This is a genomic window from Acinetobacter corruptisaponis, from assembly GCF_030053775.1.
GTDB classification, from domain to species: Bacteria; Pseudomonadota; Gammaproteobacteria; order Pseudomonadales; family Moraxellaceae; genus Acinetobacter; species Acinetobacter corruptisaponis.
The window spans coordinates 2,717,926-2,736,385 of the sequence record NZ_CP125669.1; the positions used below are offsets into that span (position 1 = coordinate 2,717,926).

At 46.4% G+C, this 18,460-nt stretch carries 16 protein-coding genes; 11 read left to right on the forward strand and 5 right to left on the reverse strand.

Annotation, left to right across the window (positions count from 1 at the left end; all coding sequences use genetic code 11):
- The first annotated feature begins 275 nt into the window (after positions 1 to 275).
- The 6 genes from QLH32_RS12940 to QLH32_RS12965 all read left to right on the forward strand — a co-directional run bounded on the left by QLH32_RS12940 (position 276) and on the right by QLH32_RS12965 (position 5,839).
- Entirely contained in the window at positions 276 to 2,198 is a 1,923-nt protein-coding gene (locus QLH32_RS12940; protein ID WP_283266551.1) for a DEAD/DEAH box helicase, read from the forward strand.
- A gap of 417 nt (positions 2,199 to 2,615) precedes the next feature.
- The gene (locus tag QLH32_RS12945) at positions 2,616 to 3,434 is read left to right on the forward strand and encodes an ABC transporter ATP-binding protein (protein ID WP_279958620.1); all 819 of its coding nucleotides are present in this window, start codon (positions 2,616 to 2,618) and stop codon (positions 3,432 to 3,434) included.
- Positions 3,431 to 4,210 carry a lipid asymmetry maintenance ABC transporter permease subunit MlaE gene (gene mlaE, locus QLH32_RS12950; RefSeq protein ID WP_004678635.1) on the forward strand — a complete coding sequence of 260 codons (780 nt, stop codon included), beginning with the start codon at positions 3,431 to 3,433 and terminating at the stop codon, positions 4,208 to 4,210. Before QLH32_RS12945 ends, mlaE begins: the two co-directional genes overlap by 4 nt.
- Positions 4,210 to 4,887 carry an outer membrane lipid asymmetry maintenance protein MlaD gene (mlaD, locus tag QLH32_RS12955; RefSeq protein WP_283266552.1) on the forward strand — a complete coding sequence of 226 codons (678 nt, stop codon included), beginning with the start codon at positions 4,210 to 4,212 and terminating at the stop codon, positions 4,885 to 4,887. The genes mlaE and mlaD overlap by 1 nt, the downstream gene beginning before the upstream one ends.
- Before the next feature lie 20 nt (positions 4,888 to 4,907).
- Positions 4,908 to 5,540, forward strand: a complete 633-nt coding sequence (locus QLH32_RS12960; RefSeq protein WP_279958618.1) for an MlaC/ttg2D family ABC transporter substrate-binding protein — start codon at positions 4,908 to 4,910, stop codon at positions 5,538 to 5,540.
- Between the two features lie 11 nt (positions 5,541 to 5,551).
- On the forward strand, positions 5,552 to 5,839 hold the full coding sequence (locus tag QLH32_RS12965) for an STAS domain-containing protein (protein WP_283266553.1): 288 nt from the start codon (positions 5,552 to 5,554) through the stop codon (positions 5,837 to 5,839).
- Positions 5,840 to 5,884: 45 nt separating this feature from the next.
- Here the strand turns inward: QLH32_RS12965 and QLH32_RS12970 are convergent, their stop codons facing one another.
- A complete protein-coding gene (locus QLH32_RS12970; RefSeq protein ID WP_267980685.1) occupies positions 5,885 to 6,898 on the reverse strand; it encodes a CorA family divalent cation transporter in 1,014 nt (337 codons plus the stop codon).
- Between the two features lie 344 nt (positions 6,899 to 7,242).
- Here QLH32_RS12970 and QLH32_RS12975 point away from each other — a divergent pair, with 344 nt between their 5' ends.
- The gene (locus tag QLH32_RS12975; protein WP_283266554.1) at positions 7,243 to 7,638 is read left to right on the forward strand and encodes an NUDIX hydrolase; all 396 of its coding nucleotides are present in this window, start codon (positions 7,243 to 7,245) and stop codon (positions 7,636 to 7,638) included.
- Here the strand turns inward: QLH32_RS12975 and QLH32_RS12980 are convergent.
- Together QLH32_RS12980 and recG are read right to left on the reverse strand one after the other, a co-directional pair.
- Positions 7,592 to 8,275: a ComF family protein gene (locus QLH32_RS12980; RefSeq protein WP_283266555.1), complete on the reverse strand. Its 684-nt coding sequence runs from the start codon at positions 8,273 to 8,275 to the stop codon at positions 7,592 to 7,594. The genes QLH32_RS12975 and QLH32_RS12980 overlap by 47 nt on opposite strands.
- Positions 8,268 to 10,313, reverse strand: a complete 2,046-nt coding sequence (recG, locus tag QLH32_RS12985) for an ATP-dependent DNA helicase RecG (RefSeq protein ID WP_283266556.1) — start codon at positions 10,311 to 10,313, stop codon at positions 8,268 to 8,270. Before recG ends, QLH32_RS12980 begins: the two co-directional genes overlap by 8 nt.
- 18 nt (positions 10,314 to 10,331) lie before the next feature.
- Here recG and QLH32_RS12990 point away from each other — a divergent pair, with 18 nt between their 5' ends.
- Both QLH32_RS12990 and QLH32_RS12995 read left to right on the forward strand, forming a co-directional pair.
- Entirely contained in the window at positions 10,332 to 11,150 is an 819-nt protein-coding gene (locus tag QLH32_RS12990) for an NAD(P)H-binding protein (RefSeq protein ID WP_283266557.1), read from the forward strand.
- 122 nt (positions 11,151 to 11,272) lie between these two features.
- Entirely contained in the window at positions 11,273 to 12,253 is a 981-nt protein-coding gene (locus QLH32_RS12995) for a putative solute-binding protein (protein WP_283266558.1), read from the forward strand.
- Positions 12,254 to 12,296: 43 nt separating this feature from the next.
- Here QLH32_RS12995 and plsB read toward each other — a convergent pair whose 3' ends face one another.
- Positions 12,297 to 14,852: a glycerol-3-phosphate 1-O-acyltransferase PlsB gene (gene plsB / locus QLH32_RS13000; protein ID WP_283266559.1), complete on the reverse strand. Its 2,556-nt coding sequence runs from the start codon at positions 14,850 to 14,852 to the stop codon at positions 12,297 to 12,299.
- A gap of 357 nt (positions 14,853 to 15,209) precedes the next feature.
- Between plsB and QLH32_RS13005 the strand changes: the two genes are divergently transcribed.
- Both QLH32_RS13005 and QLH32_RS13010 read left to right on the forward strand, forming a co-directional pair.
- Positions 15,210 to 16,082 (forward strand): acyl-CoA thioesterase, encoded by an 873-nt coding sequence (locus tag QLH32_RS13005; RefSeq protein ID WP_283266560.1) that lies wholly within the window; start codon positions 15,210 to 15,212, stop codon positions 16,080 to 16,082.
- Between the two features lie 132 nt (positions 16,083 to 16,214).
- Positions 16,215 to 17,456: a dicarboxylate/amino acid:cation symporter gene (locus tag QLH32_RS13010; RefSeq protein WP_283266561.1), complete on the forward strand. Its 1,242-nt coding sequence runs from the start codon at positions 16,215 to 16,217 to the stop codon at positions 17,454 to 17,456.
- 52 nt (positions 17,457 to 17,508) lie between these two features.
- Here QLH32_RS13010 and QLH32_RS13015 read toward each other — a convergent pair whose 3' ends face one another.
- Positions 17,509 to 18,453, reverse strand: a complete 945-nt coding sequence (locus QLH32_RS13015; protein WP_283266562.1) for a metal-dependent hydrolase — start codon at positions 18,451 to 18,453, stop codon at positions 17,509 to 17,511.
- Positions 18,454 to 18,460: the final 7 nt, after the last annotated feature.

Here is an 18,460-nt window from a genome sequence, read left to right on the forward strand (position 1 = left end):
CGCGCACGCACTTAAATTCCAGTTCATTACCTGAACATTCAGTTCTATTCATATTATGCGCACGCTGTCCATAGAGAGGACCACATCTTGCGCCCAAATCGCTTAGCGATTCTTCAGGTTGAGGCAGTAATCAAGCGTGCGTTTAGTCCACATCGTCGTTATTCGGATTGCCACTGAATTGTACTTATATTCAGCTTGAGTCGCTTTGCCGCTTGTTGCCGATGTCTATTTTTTGTATTTATTAAAATGGAGCACCCATTAGGGTGAAACTCTCTATGAGCAAAACTTTTGCCGAATTTTCCTTACATGAAACCCTACAACAAGCACTTGAAGGTTTAGGCTTTACTAGCCCGACACCTGTACAGGAACAAGCGATTCCAGCTGCTTTAGCAGGTAAAGATTTATTAGTTTCAAGCCAGACTGGTTCTGGTAAAACAGCCGCATTCCTACTCCCGACATTAAATGCTTTAGCGGGTCAGGAAACTTTTGTGCCATTTAAAGAGCGCATGAAAGCAGTGACTCAACCAAGCATCTTGGTTTTATGCCCGACACGTGAATTGGCTCAACAGGTTAGCCAGGACGCGATTGCATTTGTACGTCACATGAAAGGTGTTCGTATTGCCGCAATCATGGGTGGTATGCCTTTTGGTAAGCAAATTCAACAGCTTAAAGGTGCACAAGTCATTGTTGCAACCCCAGGCCGTTTACTTGACTTGGTTAATCGTCGTCAGTTGAAACTTGATAAAGTTGAATCATTGATCGTTGACGAAGCTGACCGTATGTTAGACCTTGGCTTCTCTGAAGATTTGGAAGCGATCAGTGATCTGGCTGCAAACCGTAATCAAACACTCATGTTCTCTGCAACATTTGCGGACCGTATTATCCGTTTAGCAGAACGCATGATGAACGATCCTGAGCGTATTGCGATTGAGACAGGCCATAGTACTAATACTGATGTAACTCAAACATTGCATTGGACAGATGGTTTTGAGCACAAGAAAAAATTACTGACTCACTGGTTGTCTGACGAATCAGTTGATCAGGCGGTTGTTTTTGCAAGCACGCAAGAAGATACCGACATGCTGGCTGAAGAATTGGCTGAAGCAGGTCACTCGGTTGTTGCGCTACATGGTGCGATGCCACAAACCGTTCGTAACCGTCGTTTACGTAGCATTCGTGAAGGTCGTGCAAAAATTCTGGTGGCAACTGACGTTGCGGCGCGTGGTTTAGACGTACCAACCATTTCTCACGTAATTAACTTCGGTTTACCGATGAAAAATGAAGACTATGTACACCGTATTGGCCGTACAGGCCGTGCGGGCCGTTCAGGTCAGGCGATTACCTTGGCGACTTACCGTGAACGCGGCAAAATTCGTGCCTTGGAAGATTATTTAGATGCGCGTTTAAATGTATCTGAAATCGAAGGTCTAGAGCCATCTCCACCTCCTGCACGTTCAGGTCGTGATGGTGGTGGTCGTGGCCGCGGTGGTAATGGCGGTGGCCGTGATGGTGGCGGTCGTGGCCGTGGTGGTTTCGGCGGTGGTCGTCGTTTTGAAGGTGAAGGTAACTTCAAGCGTCGTGAAGGCGGTGATGATCGTCCACGTCGTAGCTTTGATGACAAACCTCGTGGTGAGCGTCCAGCGTTTGGTGGTGAAGACCGTCCACGTCGCGAATTCAATTCAGATCGCCCACGTCGTGAGGGTGGTTTTGAAGACCGTCCACGTCGCGAGTTCAATTCTGATCGCCCACGCCGTGAGGGTGGTTTTGATGATCGTCCAAAGCGTAGCTTTGGTGGTGAAGACCATCCACGTCGTGAGTTCAATTCTGATCGCCCACGTCGTGAGGGTGGTTTCAATGATAAGCCACGTTTTGATGCGAATGATGACAACCGTGGCAATCGCGTAGACTATAAACCACGTCGTGAGGGTGGCTTCGGCGACCGTCCAAAACGTGATTTTGGTGATCGTCCACAACGTGAGGGTGGCTTCGGTGACCGTCCAAAGCGCGATTTTGGTGATCGTCCACAACGCGAGGGTGGTTTCGGTGACCGTCCAAAACGTAGTTTCGGTGATGACCGTCCAAAGCGCAGTTTTGGCGATGACCGTCCAAAACGTAAGTTCGGCGGTGAAGATCGTCCAGCGCGCGGCACTCGTGAGGAAACTTTCGGTGGCGACCGTCGTCGCAAAAATGACTTTTAATCGATAAAAACCGATGAAAAAACTAAGCCAGTTGTAAAACTGGCTTTTTTATTTGGGATTAGTCAGGTAAAATTGTTAAAATGTGTGCTAATTCAAATTTTGTATAAGAAATGAAAAGGGTTAATCAAAACAAAAGTCTTTTGAGTCAAATGTGGTCTTTCATATGCAATGATGGACTGCCATGCCTTTTTGTCATTTTGATGCTGTGTAATGGCCTGTTTTTCGCCTATGCACTTTTTGATGCCAATCACGCCGATTCCCTAAATGTCAATTCCAGCCAAACTACCAGTCAGGTCGTCTCAAAAAATAACTACATAAATTAATAATCTTCATACGTCGCTTATCAAAATAAAAACAACGATTTAATCTTTCAGTGTATAGTATGCGTGCATAAAAAGTGCAGGAATGAATGCCATTATGAATAACAAATCTCCTCTCGATAGCGAAGCCCTAATTGAAGTTAAAAACCTGAGCTTTAATCGAGGAGAACGCGTCATTTATGACGATATCAGCCTTAAAATTCGACGTGGTCAAATTACTGCCATTATGGGACCATCAGGTACAGGTAAAACCACTCTATTGCGTTTGATTGGCGGACAACTGAGTCCTGATCAGGGCGAAGTTTTACTGGATGGTAAAAATATTGCATCCATGTCACGCAATGAGTTGTTTGCTGCGCGTGCCCGTATGGGTATGTTATTCCAGAGTGGTGCGCTGTTTACTGATATGTCAGTGTATGAAAATGTGGCATTCCCGATTCGTGCACATACCAAATTGCCAGAACACCTCATTGCAGAACTGGTGGCATTAAAACTTGAATCAGTCGGTTTACGTGGTGCTGAGCAGTTGATGCCAACTGAGCTTTCGGGTGGTATGAACCGACGTGTGGCTTTGGCACGTGCCATTGCACTTGATCCTGAACTGATCATGTATGATGAACCGTTTGCAGGACAGGACCCGATTGTGATGGGGGTGCTTACCCGTTTAATCCGTTCCCTGCGCGAAGCGTTGGATTTAACGACCATTGTTGTCTCACATGATGTCTCAGAGACACTGTCGATTGCCGATTATATTTATGTGGTGGCGGAAGGCAAAATTCAGGGTGAAGGTTCACCTGAACAATTAAAAAATCACGCATCGCCATTTGTGCGCCAGTTTTTAACAGGTTCGGTTGAGGGACCTGTCGAATATCAATTTACTCACCAAGCATATTTAGATAACGAGGTTCGTCCATGAATGCGATTGCCTGGCTAGGTAGACTCGTTATTGAGCGAATAAAGGGAATTGGTGCTGCGGCACTGATGCTCCTGCAAGTTTTATTTTCCATGCCATCCAAAGGTGGCTTTCAGCGTTTTGTGTACCAGATGTATCGTGTTGGGGTGATGTCCCTGCTGATTATCGCAGTTTCAGGCTTGTTTATTGGCGCTGTTCTTGGCTTGCAGATGTATAGCATTCTGGTCACCTTTGGCAGTGAGGCGATGCTGGGTACAGCAATTTCACTGACATTACTGCGTGAACTGGCATCTGTGGTAGCTGCCTTGCTGTTCGCAGGCCGTGCAGGTTCAGCATTGACCGCTGAAATTGGTTCCATGAAGCAGAGTGAACAGCTTGCCAGTATGGAAATGATCGGGGTTGATCCACTTCGGCAAATTGTTTCTCCACGTTTATGGGCAGGGATTGTCAGCTTGCCAATGCTCACCGTGATTTTTGCAACCATTGGCATTATTGGTGGCAAGATGGTGGGTGTTGATTTCTTGGGTGCTGATGAAGGTTCATTCTGGAGTGGCATGCAAAGCAGCGTGCAGTTCTGGCATGACATTTTCAATGGCACCATTATTAAAAGCATTGTATTTGCCCTGATTTGTACATGGGTAGCGGTCTATCAGGGCTATGCCTGTGACCCGACACCTGAAGGTATCGCGACTGCCATGACCAGAACGGTCGTATATTCTTCACTTTGTGTATTAGGTTTTGATTTCGTGTTGACTGCGGTCATGTTCGGAGGGATTTAATGAAATCACGTACTAGTGAGCTGGCCGTAGGTATTTTTGTCATTATCTTCGGTATCGCTCTATTTTTTCTTGCGATGAAGGTCAGTGGCCTAGTTGGTACCAATTTACGTGACAGCTACAGCATGACAGCGCAGTTTGATAATGTGAATGGTTTAAAACCACGCGCCAAGGTAACCATGAGTGGTGTCACCATTGGCCGTGTAGAATCCATTACCCTTGATCCAGTGTCGCGTCTGGCAACAGTCAAGTTTGACCTTGATGGTAAGTTGACCAGCTTTAGTCCAGAGCAACTCAAGGAAGTGCAGAAGAACGCACTTGAAGAATTGCGCTACAGCGCTGACTATGAGCAGGCCGATGCCACGAAACAAAAAGAAATGGAACAGCAACTCATCCGCAACATGACCTCCATCACCAGTCTGGATGAGGATGCTTATATTATGGTTGCAACCAATGGTCTTCTGGGTGAGAAATATTTGAAAGTGGTGCCTGGTGGTGGTGTGAACTACCTTAAACGTGGTGACGTGGTTTCAAATACCCAGGGTACAATGGATTTAGAAGATTTAATTAGCAAATTTATTACAGGTGGTGCTGGTAAAGCCACAACTGGCTCAACCGCAACAGAGGGTTCAACTTCGCAGCCAGCCGCCGCTGAAGCAGAACCATCTTTCGCTGAGTAATTTAGGTTAGGAGATTGTCCGTGAACACATTATTGAAACAAACGCTAACAGCAAGCGTATTATCGGCTATGCTTGCAACCACAGCATTTGCAGCACCAACAGAAACTCCACCTGATTTTGTCAAGCGTGTTGCTGATGGGCTGATTACCCGTTTAAAGGCAGATAATGCGAAATTACAGAATAACCCAGCTTTGGTAAGAACGATTATTCGTCAAAATCTTGACCCATATGTAGACTCACAGGCGTTTACACGTATTGTGTTAGGTACTTATGCCAATAACCAATATACCAATGCTGCACAGCGTGCCCAGTTTGAGAAAAACTTCCGTGAGGTGATCATCGAAAACTATGGTGGTGCTTTCGCGAAATACACCAACGAAAGCTACACCATGCGCCCTTATAAAGCGTCAAACAGTAAAAACCCTGTGGTGACGCTGGACTTCCTGCACAATGGTGAAAAGATTCCTGTGTCATTCCAGTTAACCGATAAGGGCGATCAGTGGAAAGTACGTAATATCAATGTGTCTGGCATTGACCTTGGTTTACAGTTCCGTAACCAGTTTGCGGCAACTGTTCAGCGTAATGGTGGTGATATCAATAAAGCGATTGCAACCTTTAAACCAGATGCAGATGCTGCCGTAAGCAAAAAATAAGGTGGTGACGGGTGATTCAGTATATTGACCAGCAGTTAGTCGTTTCCAGGACGATTAACTTTGAAAATGCGGAACAGGTTTATCAGGCTGGATTAAAACATATTCAACAGCACAAGGGTTTCCCCTTGATTGTTGATTTGGCTCAGCTTGAAAATGGTAATACCTTGTCTTTGGCTGTATTGGTGCAATGGTTGCGCCAAACACCTGAGAACAAAGGCCTGCATTTTAAAAATGTGTCTGAGAAGATGCTGAAAATCATCCAGGCCAGCCATCTACAGGATGACTTGAAGTTAATTTGATCAAAATCTTGTAGAAATAAAAAAGCACCGTCAGGTGCTTTTTTATTAAATCCATTTTTTCCAGCGGAAATACACCATCGGCAACACCAGAAATGCCATCAGAATACCTGTGACTATCCAGAAACTGAGATTGCCATGTGCAAAGGGAAGCACGTCAGTGTTCATGCCATAAATACTGGCGATCAGCATCGGCGGCGCAAGCATACTTGGCAAGATCGAGAATCGACGAATCGTGTCGTTCTGTTCGGTGTTAATGAATCCAGAGGTGGTATCCAGCAAGAAGCGTACTTTTTGGAACAGGAAAGCATCATGTTCGACCAGCGAGCGAACATCCTCACTTAACTCACGAATGTCAGCATCATAAATATGGCTGCCTAAAGCGCGTGGACGAGATAAAAAGGTCAGTACCCGACGTAGATCAATCAAACACAGCTGGGCTTTTCCGAGCATGTCTTCCTGCTGTGCCAGGCGTGTAATCATGTCATCCAGATCCAGCACCTTTTCACGGTGATGGTTATTCAACACTTCGGTTGAGTATCTTTCCAAGTCTTTGTGGATATCTTCGAGGATATCCGCAAGTTCATCCAGCTTTGCCTCAAGCAGGCCCAATAAAATCCAGGTCGGATCTTTATAGTCCATGTCATAGTCATTGCGCCGCGCACGCGCACGGAACGCACGGAACGCCACCAGCTTTTCACCACGCAGGGTAAACAGGCGGTCTTTATGCAGAATGAACGCAACCGTTTGCACCATTGCCAGCATGTGGGATGATTCTTCCGCATCTCCATCCACCTGATAATTTTTATTCTTTGTTAAAAAATAGGTGCTGATATGTAAAATACCATCGTCATCGCGGTAAAATCGCGCCGATGAGGAAATGTCTTCAAGTGACTTTAAGGTGGGCAGGTTACGGTCATAGGCATCCAGCACCCATTGTTGTTCTTCCTGCGAGGGGGCGATGAGGTCAATCCACACCAGTTCAGGGTGCAGATCAAAGCTGCCGTTGATGGTTGCATCTTCTAGACTACCGCGCTCTGTGGCATAAAAGGCTTCAAGCATGTCTTTTTTCCTCGCGCAGTCAATATCAGACTTTCTGCTTTCATAGAAAGTCAGCGTGTATTTTAGACAAGGATCGGCTGAAAAACACTTGCCTAAACGTTATTTTGTTAAAAATCTTGTTACATAGTCTACTTTAGCAGCATGACAGTTATATAAAACGGCTTTAATTGTATGAATTCTATATATGTTTTCTGTGTGAGGCTGCCAGATTACGGTCCTATTGATCTAAAGAATTATCGTTGTCCAGATGAGTCATGGCTGGGCAGGACAATACCGAATCTATGGTTGTTTCAGTTTAAGTGTAATGGATGTATTGGTTGAAATTTAAGTGTGAGGAAAGGGTATTGAAAACGATTACTGTGGCTGCCGCTGTCATTTTAAATGAGCAGAATCAGTTGCTTTTAGTGCGTAAACAGAATACGCAGGCATTTATGCAGGTGGGTGGAAAACTGGAACTGAACGAAGCACCTGAATTGACCATCCAGCGTGAGATTTTGGAGGAGATTGGCTGTGAATGTGAGATTAAACAGTTTATTGGACAGTTTGAAACCGCGGCGGCAAATGAACCAGATCATGTTCTGGTGAGCTATGTTTATTCAGTTGAATTAAAGCAGGTTCCACACATTGCGGCTGAAATTGCTGAGATGAAGTGGATCAATTTGGATGATCAATCCACAGTATTGGCACCACTGACTAAAGAGGTGGTGATTCCATGGTGTCAGCAAAACCTTGTAAGCTAGACTCGCGATGTTGTGCGGCTGCCAAACATACACTATGGATCTGTTGGCAGCCGAGCTGTTCCAGCACTTTCGACAAGGCGGTAATCGAACTTCCTGTAGTCACCACATCATCCACAATCAGCACCTTTCGATAGCGGACTTTTCCTGATGGGTCGGCAATAAATTGCTGCTCAATATCTTCCAATCTCTCTAGACGTGAAAAGCCTTTTTGTGAGTGTTGTGCCAGACGTTGTACAGGCTGCCAGACAGGAACATTCAGGTTATGCCCCAGCACTTTAGCCAATAGTAGGCTCTGGTTAAAACCGCGTTCTGCCAAGCGATCTGTGGAAATTGGCATTGGTATAATGGCCTGGACTTTGGGAAGCTTGAGCTGTAGCAACAGGCCATTCAATAAACGTTGATGATGCAGTTTTTGCTCATATTTAAACTGTTGAATGATGCGGTCAATCGGATATTGATAATGGCAGGCAACAAACACCTGTTGCTGGTTACGGGTAATGTGCTGTCTCAACCACGGCAGTTGTTGCCAGCAACTTTGGCACACGCCGAAATGCTGTTTTACGCCAATGTCACACAGGCTGCATGGAGTGAAATAATCAAAAACCTGTTGGGCTGATCTGCCAAGTAATTTAAACATAAGCGTATCTTGGTGCTTCAGGCAGCCAGCGTTTGAGCAGGCCGTCAGCATGTTGTGGGTAATCCTTGAGGATTTGTGCCGCCACATAATGCGCCTGGCTGAGCAAATGGTCATCACGTTCTAAACGGGCCACGCGAAAGCCCATCTCGCCTGTCTGTTTAGTACCCAGCAATTCACCTGGGCCACGAATTTCCAGGTCCTTTTCAGCAATCACAAAGCCGTCATTGCTTTCCCGTAGAATGGAAAGGCGTTCCTGTCCATTCTGTGACAACGGGGTTTTATAGAGTAGGGCGCAGAAACTTGCAGTTGCGCCACGACCCACCCGACCGCGGAGCTGATGCAGTTGAGACAGCCCCAGCCGTTCTGCATTTTCAATCACCATGATGGATGCATTGGGTACATCCACGCCGACCTCAATCACTGTGGTGGCAATCAGCAGTTGCAATTCATTGTCCTTAAAGGCCTGCATAACGGACTGTTTTTCATCCGCTTTCATTTTGCCATGCACCAGCCCAATATTGAGCTCAGGAAAACGTTGCTTAAATTCCTGATAGGTGGCCTCGGCCGCCTGGGCATCCAGCGTTTCAGATTGTTCAACCAGCGTGCAGACCCAGTAGGCCTGCTTGCCTTCACGACAATTTTTTGCAATACGTTGCAGAACCTCCTCACGCCGATCCAGTGGAATGGTCACGGTTTGGATGGGGGTACGTCCTGGTGGAAGTTCATCAATCATGGAGGTGTCCAGATCACCATAGGCACTCATGGCCAGCGTGCGGGGGATTGGGGTTGCAGTCATCACCAACTGATGGGGTGTGAACTGGTCTGCACCTTTGTTGCGTAAGGCAAGCCGTTGATCAACCCCAAAACGGTGTTGTTCATCGATAATCACCAGACCGAGTTTGGAAAACTCGACATTGTCCTGAAACAGTGCATGGGTGCCCACAATCAACTGGGCATGACCCTGCTTGACCTGTTGTTCTGCCTGGGCGCGTGCCTTGCCTTTCTGCTTGCCTGATAGCCATGCCACCTCAATGCCCAACGGTTCAAACCAGCGTTTAAAGTTTAAGTAGTGCTGCTCGGCAAGAATCTCCGTCGGTGCCATTAAGGCCACCTGCCAGTCCGCTTCCAGCGCATGACAGGCAGCGACCGCGGCAACCAGCGTTTTACCTGCCCCTACATCACCCTGTACCAGACGCAACATTGGCTGATCGTGTTTGAGGTCGTGCAATATTTCCTTGGAAACCCGTTTCTGGGCATTGGTCATCTGGAATGGCAGGCCATTCAGTAATTGCTTTGCCAAAACCTTGCTACTGTTAAAACGCGGGGCGGCAATCTGGCGGATATAGGCACGGCGCGTCAACAAACTGACCTGATGGGCAACCAACTCCTCAAAAATCAGGCGTTGCTGTGCAGGATGGGAACCTTGATTAAGCTGCAACATATTGGCATCGGTTGGCGGCTCATGGATGTAATGCAGAGCCTCTTTCAACTCATAGCCGTTACTGTATTTTTTAGGCAGTAGTTCAGGCAGGTCATCACTATGGTGTTGTAAAGCCTGACGTACATATTCCCGTAGTTTGGGTTGGGTCAGGCCCTCGGTACTTGGGTAGATTGCGGTAAGCTGGGTTTTGGGTAAGGCGGTATGTTGCTGGATCACCTGAATTTCAGGATGGTAAAGTTCCAGACCGCGTGCACCGACCCGAACCTCGCCAAAAATCCGCAGGCGTTGCCCAATCTTGATACGGTCAGTCAGACCCTTGTAAATATGATAAAAACGTAAAGTGACCTTGCCAAAATCATCCTGTAGCAATGCTGCAAGCGACTTCTTTTTGCCAGGCGGAAAATCAACTGACCTGACTTCACCTTCAAGCAGGTAACTGCGCCCAACCACCAACTGATTCATTGGAATAATCGTGCTACGATCTTCATAGTCACGCGGAAGATGAAACAGCAGGTCATCCGTGCTAAAAATGTGGAGCTTTTCTAGCAGGGTCGCTGCGGCAGCACCAACGCCTTGTAATTGCTGGACTGAGTTCATCTTTGGTCAGGGATATGTATGCATATTTTATTTATTGGTTATGGTAAAACATCTCAACGTGTTGCTAAACACTTATTTGAGCAAGGTCACCACATTAGCACAATTAGTCGCAGTGCAAAAACAGATTGTTACGCGACACATGAGATACAGGATATTCACCAGCTCGACCTGACCGCATTTGCTCCGATTGATGTGGTCTATGTGCTGCTTGCGCCCTCACAAGCTGGGACTGAGGCCTACCAGCATACCTACGTGGACAGTGTTGAACCGATTGTTCAGGCATTAAAGTCACACCCTGTTCAGCGCATCATCATTGTTTCATCCACCCGTGTGTATGGTGAAAATGCAGGGGAGATGGTTAATGATGAGTCATTGATCCAGCCTGCCGATGAGCAGGGCAAGCTATTACGGAAAATGGAGTTGTTGTGGCAGATGCATTATCCCCAGCAGAGCATCATCGTTCGTCCAACAGGGATTTATGGAACATCGGTTGCCCGTCTGCAAAGAATGGCTGAGCAAATGTCAACCTACCCAGCCATTCACTTGAGTAACCGTATTCACATTGATGATTTGGCAAGGTTTTTGGCTCAACTGGTGGATATGGAGAATGCACAACCCAGCTATATCGTCACCAATAACATGCCTTTACCCATGCATGAAATCCTGCTCTGGTTCCAGCAGCAGCTTGGCCTGCCTGCCTTGAGACTCCTATCTGAACAGCTTACAGGGAAACGCATTTATGCCACCAGACTGATGGAAATGGATTTTAAATTTGACCATTTGATTTGCTTTAATGACTATGCGGCGGCCTTGTCGGCACATGGCAATCCAGAATAATTCGATTAAACTGCAAGCGTTTTGATTCGGGGTATGGCTTTTATTGCCATTAGATGTCAGTGTATCTTCCAGATGGCTTGGATTATGCACATGGATTGCAGGAAAATGAGCAAAGGTCAGCGATGAAAAAAATAATATATACAATGCTTCTCGGATTGATTGCGACAAACAGTTGGGCAGGTGAACAGACCTGGTGTGTGTTTGATCCTGTGGGGACTCAGGGGGATATTAGTCGCAGGTTGCAGGATATTCGCCTGTATGCCCAGCAAAGTCAGGTCCAGTTGAAATTTAAAACCTTTAACAATGAAAGTGAGGCGATTCAGACATTTGATCAAGGCAAGTGCTCGGGTCTGGTTGCCTCAAACTTCAATACTTACCGTTATAACCGTTTTATGGGAAGTACAGGCGGAATTGGCCTAATTTCAAATAATCGTGTGGCGCGGATGCTACTGCAACTGTTCAACCATCCCAATGTGGAAAGGCGCATGGTGGGGCAGGATTACGAAGTGCTTGGTATGATTCCGATTGGTACAGCCTACATGATGATGAATACCCAGCAGATCAGCAAGGTCTCCCAGTTAAAGAACAAGAGAATCGGGATTCTTGAAAACAATCCGCCACAACAGGCATTGGTGCAGAGTGTATCGGCCCAGCCCGTCTATGTGGACTTTTCCAATGCGGTGGATTTATTCAAGCAAAAGAAGATTGATATCTTGGCCGCACCCGCTTATGGCGTATTGCCTTATAACATGAAAAAGGAATTTGGTGCTTCAACACAGGTGGTCAACTTTCCTGTTGCCTATTTTGCAATCAACATCGTGATTCGGCCCCAAAGCTATCCCACAGGTTTTGGCCATCACATCCGAAGCTGGTTTGTGAAGAATAGCAATGTGCTGGCGGCGCAGGCAATGCAGTGGGAGAACCATTTGCCCGCCTATTACTGGGCGGATATTTCAAGTTTTGAGAAACAGGGTTATGAGGCATTGGTGGCGAAAATCCGTAACCGCTATGTCGATTCTGGTTACTACGATGCCTATTTTGTTGACCTGATCAGACGACTGCGTTGTCTGGATGATCCGCAATATCTGGAGTGTCGGAAATAAAAAAACCTCAAAGCGAAGTTGCTTTGAGGTTTTAATTGCAATATTAAGCTTTTTTACGTTTCAAGCGGCGTTTGGCCTGTTGTGAAGCCATTGCCTCCAGCGCTGTCGCCAGTTCCTCATCACTGAATGTGGTGATGTGCTGCAACATCTGCAAGGTCGCCTCGTCAAGCACCAACTGGGCACCTGCCGCCATCTCACTAAAGTTGTCATCATATTCAATGAAGCCCTGTTCATTGTTGCGAATATAATTCTGCTGGGTCAGTACCTTAATAAAGCTTTGGAACAGTGCCTTGTCAAAGAACTCTGGTGAGTTGAACTCGTACAACACAGACAGACGTTGACCCAATAAGTGGCTCAGTTCCTCAACCTGTTTGGTGGAGATATTGCCAGAACCACGCTGGGTAATCAGCGCAAGCGTCATGTAGTAACGTTCCAGGCTTTGTTTCACAGGCAATGCCAAGGTCACAAGTTTCTGGTGTTCTTCGCTATTTGGTGTTGGGCTGAACAGGTTGCCATCATGGTCCTGAAAGATCAGGCCAATCTGTACCAGAGCATTGATGTAGCTATCAATATGCTGTTGCAGTTCAGCTGGCTGCCATTTCATGAACAGTTCAGCTTTTAGGAACGGATACAGGGTACGGATGACGTTGCTTAAATCGGTCTTGTTAATTTTACCGTTGTGCTCAACCAGTGACGCAACCAGTGATGGCAGTACAAAGGCATGCAGGATATTGTTGCGGAAATAGGTGAGCAGGACCGCCTGATTCTCCTCAATCGCAATAATATCGCCCAACACATGCTGTACGCGCTTGATCAGTTTGAGCTTCATGCCATAAGCAATGATTTCCTTGCCTGATAATGAGGTGACCTGAGTGCGCTCGTCATACGGTTGCTGGGTGGCCAGATCACGGTAAATGTCGAGCTGTTTTGCACAAATCTCTTCATCCAGCGTATGTTTTGGCGTTGCCAACAAGATCAGCGAAAGCAGGGAAACAGGGTTGACCACCACCGCACGGTTGATGTTTTCCAGAATCAGGTTGGCTGAGCTTGACACCACACTGGAAATTTCTGCTGGAGTCGGTGCATCATTCTTTTCAATCTGGATATGGTCTGCATTGTGCTGTTTCAGGATGTCATCAAGAAAAACAGGTTCACCAAAGTTGACATGCACCTTACCGAAAATACGCTCGATTTTACGCAGTGTTTTCACAATACCAAAGATTGACTCAGCTTCTTTTGGCTTGCCCTGCATCTCACCCACATAGGTTGAGCCTTCCATTAGGCGTTCATAGCCAATGTAGGTTGGAACAAAAACAATTGGCTTGGCCCGACCACGTAGATGACCATGAATGGTCATCGCCAGCATCCCTGTTTTTGGTGGTAGCAGGCGACCTGTACGCGAGCGTCCACCCTCGATAAAGTATTCAATCGGTGTGTTACGCGACAGGATGCTGTACAAATATTCTTTAAATACCGTGGTATACAATGCATTGCCACGGAAAGAACGGCGGATAAAGAATGCGCCACCACCACGTAGTAACTGGCCTACAAAAGGTAGGTTCAGGTTGTCACCCGCAGCAATATACGGAATCATCAAACCACGTTTATAGATCACATAGGACAGCAACAGGTAGTCGATATGGCTGCGGTGACATGGCGTATAGATAATTTCGTAGTCTTTTGCCAGCTCACGCACGGTGCTGAAGTTATGCACCTCAACGCCGTCATAAAGCTGTGTCCATAAACGTGTCAAGGCCATGTCGGCAAAACGTACCGCTGATGCGGAATAGTCAGAAACAATTTCATTGACATAGCCAATGGCACGGCGTTCAGCCTCCAGCATGCTGATTTTGTGCTGAATACTTTCACGGCGAATGGCATCCTGTACATCTGGTGCCTTGATGACAGATTGCATGACATTACGGCGGTCAGACAGGTCAGGACCAAGCACCACCTCGCGTTGCTGGTCAAGATAGGTGTCCAATGAGCTTGCAATATAGGTGGCGGGAGAGATATTTGGGTGATGTGCTTTGGCATAATCTACCAATTCACGCAAGGATTGTGGTTCATGGAACTCTAAATAAGACTGGCGACCATGCAGGCCAATATTGACCAACTGTTTGACCGTGCCTGGTGTCGCCCAGGTATCGGAGAACAACAACTTGAACCATGAATCCTCTTTATCTGGCGAACGTCCCCAAAGTACGGTCACAGGAATAAGCTGCACTTCAATTTCAGGATGCTGTTCCAGGGCCTCAATCAATTGTAAAAGACGCGGAGGGAAAGTCTGGGTGTTAAATAAATTATTTTCATTCTGATGCAAAAACAGGATTGAGTTTTTTTCGTGGTAAGTCCCAAAATTCAGGGCATCCAGCGCGGGCTTGAGATGAAGACGGCGGGTTTCACCATCCACAACCAGTGCGTTGCTACGTGAATAGTTTTGTAGGACATAGCAGACCAGCTTGTTTGAATCCTGGTTTTTTTGCTCTACTGCGGTGGATTCTGTAGGAACTTCACCAAGAACATGCGGGGTTACCACAAGGTCAAGCAACTTACTCGAAAGTTGGCGATACATTTGACCAAATCCAGTCTTGGACATTACAAACTCCTAAATCATAATCCTGACAGTAAGTCATGATGAGCACGACATTCTGCGTTATTCTGACATAAAACGATATGTTATTTTCTGACAAAATATAGCGTATTTGGTAGATTTTATCGTTAAAAATCGTATTTTTAGCGGTTATAAATAAGAATAACGTGACGGACAAATCATTTTATCCTGAGCATATTTATTGGAATTTATGGCACAATCAAGTCAGGCTGCTCATGACGGTTGATCTGAATTGTCCTGACTTCGCCCTGTGCATGAGCTAAAAACAGTGTTTTATTGTGGCACTATAACTGTCCTCATGCCTGGGTTGATTTCTCCTCATTGGTGTTGGAAGGTGGTTACATGAATGCTTTGACTCAAGAACTCGTTGAATTATTGACGCTGGAACGGATTGAAGAACATATCTTTCGGGGCAACAGCCGCAATCTGGTCGGTAAACGGGTATTTGGCGGGCAGGTGCTAGGGCAGGCGTTAAGGGCCGCATCCTACACCACAGATCGTCCAGCACATTCACTGCATGCCTATTTTCTTTATGGCGGGGATGTGAATGCACCTATCATTTATGAGGTTGATCCCCTGCGTGATGGAAAGAGTTTCGCCAGCCGACAAGTCAAGGCAATCCAGCATGGACGTACGATTTTTTCTGCAATGGTATCTTTTGCCAATCCAGAAGAGGGATTGAACTATCAGCATAAAGAGCCAGAGTACCCTGCGCCAGAAGAGTTAAAGTCTGAAAAAGAACTAAAAGAGAGCATGATCAATTTTGTGCCTGAAAATGTCCGTGCCAGTTTTATGCGTGAGCGTCATGTGGAAATTCGACCAACTCAATTGGTCAATCCATTTGCTCCACAACCAGAGGCACCGTATTACGCACATTACATTCGTACCCATGATCAAATTCCTCAGAATATTGACGAAATTTCGTTACATCAGGCCATCGTTGCGTTCTATTCAGATTTTACCTTGATGACCACGGCGTTGCGTCCACATGGTCTTTCATGGATTTCTCCAAATCTACAGTGTGCCAGTATTGACCACACCATTTATTTCCATCGTCCACTGCGTGCAGATGACTGGATGCTCTACGATATGGAGGCAACCATCAGTGCCAGTTCGCGTGGGCTCAATTTTGGACGGATGTGGCAAAATGGCCAGTTGGTCTGTAGCACAGTGCAGGAAGGCTTGATTCGGCTCAGGGAAATTGAAACCCAGTAACATATGAATTGATAAAAGAAGACCATCATTTTGATGGTTTTTTTAATGATAAGCATGTGACAAAAAATTGCTCGATTCTTCAACATGGGCGTGCCATAGTACCAATAAGTTAAAAATGCCTTATCCATCACAATGAATCTAAATACGCAAATTTTAATTGCCGCAATACTGGGTGTGGCATTTGGTTTCCTGTTGATTGCCTATCCACAAACACTTTTCTTCGATTACAGTCTGTACGGTTTGGGTATATTAAGCAGCATTTTCATTGGCTTGTTGAAAATGCTACTGATTCCCCTGATCTTTAGCTCAATTGTGGTTGGCGTTTCCAATTTACAGGCAGGTGGGCAATTTGGACGAGTCTGGAAAATCACTGTACTGTGCTGTTTTACCACAACCACACTGGCACTGATTTTAGGGATTGGCTGTGCGCATCTGTTTGAGGTGGGCAAGGGCATTGACATCAGCCTTTTTCAGGCAGAAATCCAGAACCACCAAACCCCCGATACCCTGACCCCCTCCAGCTTTTTCACCAACTTTATTCAGAATACCCTGATTAATCCTTTTAAGGCATTTAGTGAGGGTAATGTACTGGCAGTGGTGCTGTTTGCACTGTTCATTGGCGCGGCGTTGGTCAAGGGTGGGGAAAGTTTTGCCTTGGTGCGGAAGCTCAGTCAGCAATTCTTCAACATCATGATGCTGCTGGTGAGCTGGGTGATGAGACTTGCGCCAATTGGGATTTTTGCCCTGCTTGCCAAGCTGATTGCAACCGAAGACCTTTCCGTGCTGAGTCGTCTGGCTGAGTTTGCGGTGGTGGTGACGGGCACCACAATTTTTCACGGCGCGGTGGTATTGCCTGCTTTGCTGTGGATTTTTGGAAAGATGAACCCGATTACCTTTTTTCGCGGAACCCGTACCGCCTTGGTCACAGCATTTGCAACCAGCTCAAGTTCCGCAACCATGCCACTGAGTATGCAATGTGCCCAGGAAAATTTAGGTGTACGACCACAAACTGCGGGTTTTGTCATTCCCTTGGGCACACAGCTCAACATGGATGGTACGGCGCTGTATGAAGCCGCTGCTGCCTTGTTTATTGCGAACCTGATGGGCTTGGACTTGAGTTTGACCCAGCAAATTATTGTCTGTCTAACCGCCATGATCGCATCTTTGGGCGCACCAGGCATTCCAAGCGCAGGCATGGTCACCATGATTATGGTGTTGCAGTCGGTTGGACTACCTGCGGAAGCCATTGCGATTTTACTGCCGATTGACCGTGTGCTGGATACAGTGCGTACCGTGGTCAATGTGCAGGGCGACATGATGATCAGTGTGGTGGTTGACCGCTATGCCAAACAGGCAGAGGCTGAATCAGGCTAAATTTTGACAATAAAAAAGCAGAATTAATGTCCTGCTTTTTTATTTGAATCAATTATGCTGCTGGCTGTAAGGCACGTTTTGCCGCTGGTGAGTTATTGAGATAATTCACGGCATCCTGTGTATTGCCCTCTTTTACAGGGTCGTACCATGGCATGAGGTAATCAAGCTGCTGGGCGACCAACCAGGCTGGACCTGGCAGAATTTTGGAATCCTGAAGCGCAATCTTTGACCATTCGATCCAGATCCACGGTTTGAACAGGCTTGGTTTTTTATCTGCAAAACGTGGGTCCTGGCTCATAATGTGCGCTGCGCCATCCACCCACAAGCCCAGTACACCAATAATCACGGCAACACTGAGGTAATAGCGTGCGACATAACCACCACCCAAATGACGGTAAAGGTCAAATGCAACGGTACGGTGCTCGATTTCTTCAGAACCATGCCACTTGATTAAATCCAGCATTTCAGGGTCTGCACCAAGTTCCGACCAGCGCTTGTTGTAAAGCGCATATTTACCCAGTACACAGGTCATGTGTTCAACAGTGGCGATCACACCCAGACGAAACAAGTCCCATTGATGGTCAAGTGCCTTTGGAATTTCCTTGCCAAATGGTTTGTCTGCCAAAGCCTTGGTGAACAGGAAGTCCATAATGTCGAGGTTGCGCTGAATATCAATATTGCGCTGGCTGAGATATTCCTTGTTCGCAGAGGTGTGCGCTACAGCGTGCATAGCTTCCTGACGAATAAAAGCCTGAACATCTTCCTTTAATTTTTCATCAGTGATTTGCGGAAGCACCTTGTTGTACAGGCGGCAAAACCAGAACTCACCAGCAGGTAGAATGTTATTAATCTCATTAATAAAATAACTGGCAAAAGGCTGGTTAGGAATCCAGTCTACTGGCGTGTTTTCCCAGTCAAACTTTACCTTGCGTGGGAGAATTTTATAGTCAATCGAAGAACCAAGAACTTTGTTCTTCACAAATGATAGTAATTTCATCGTTTAG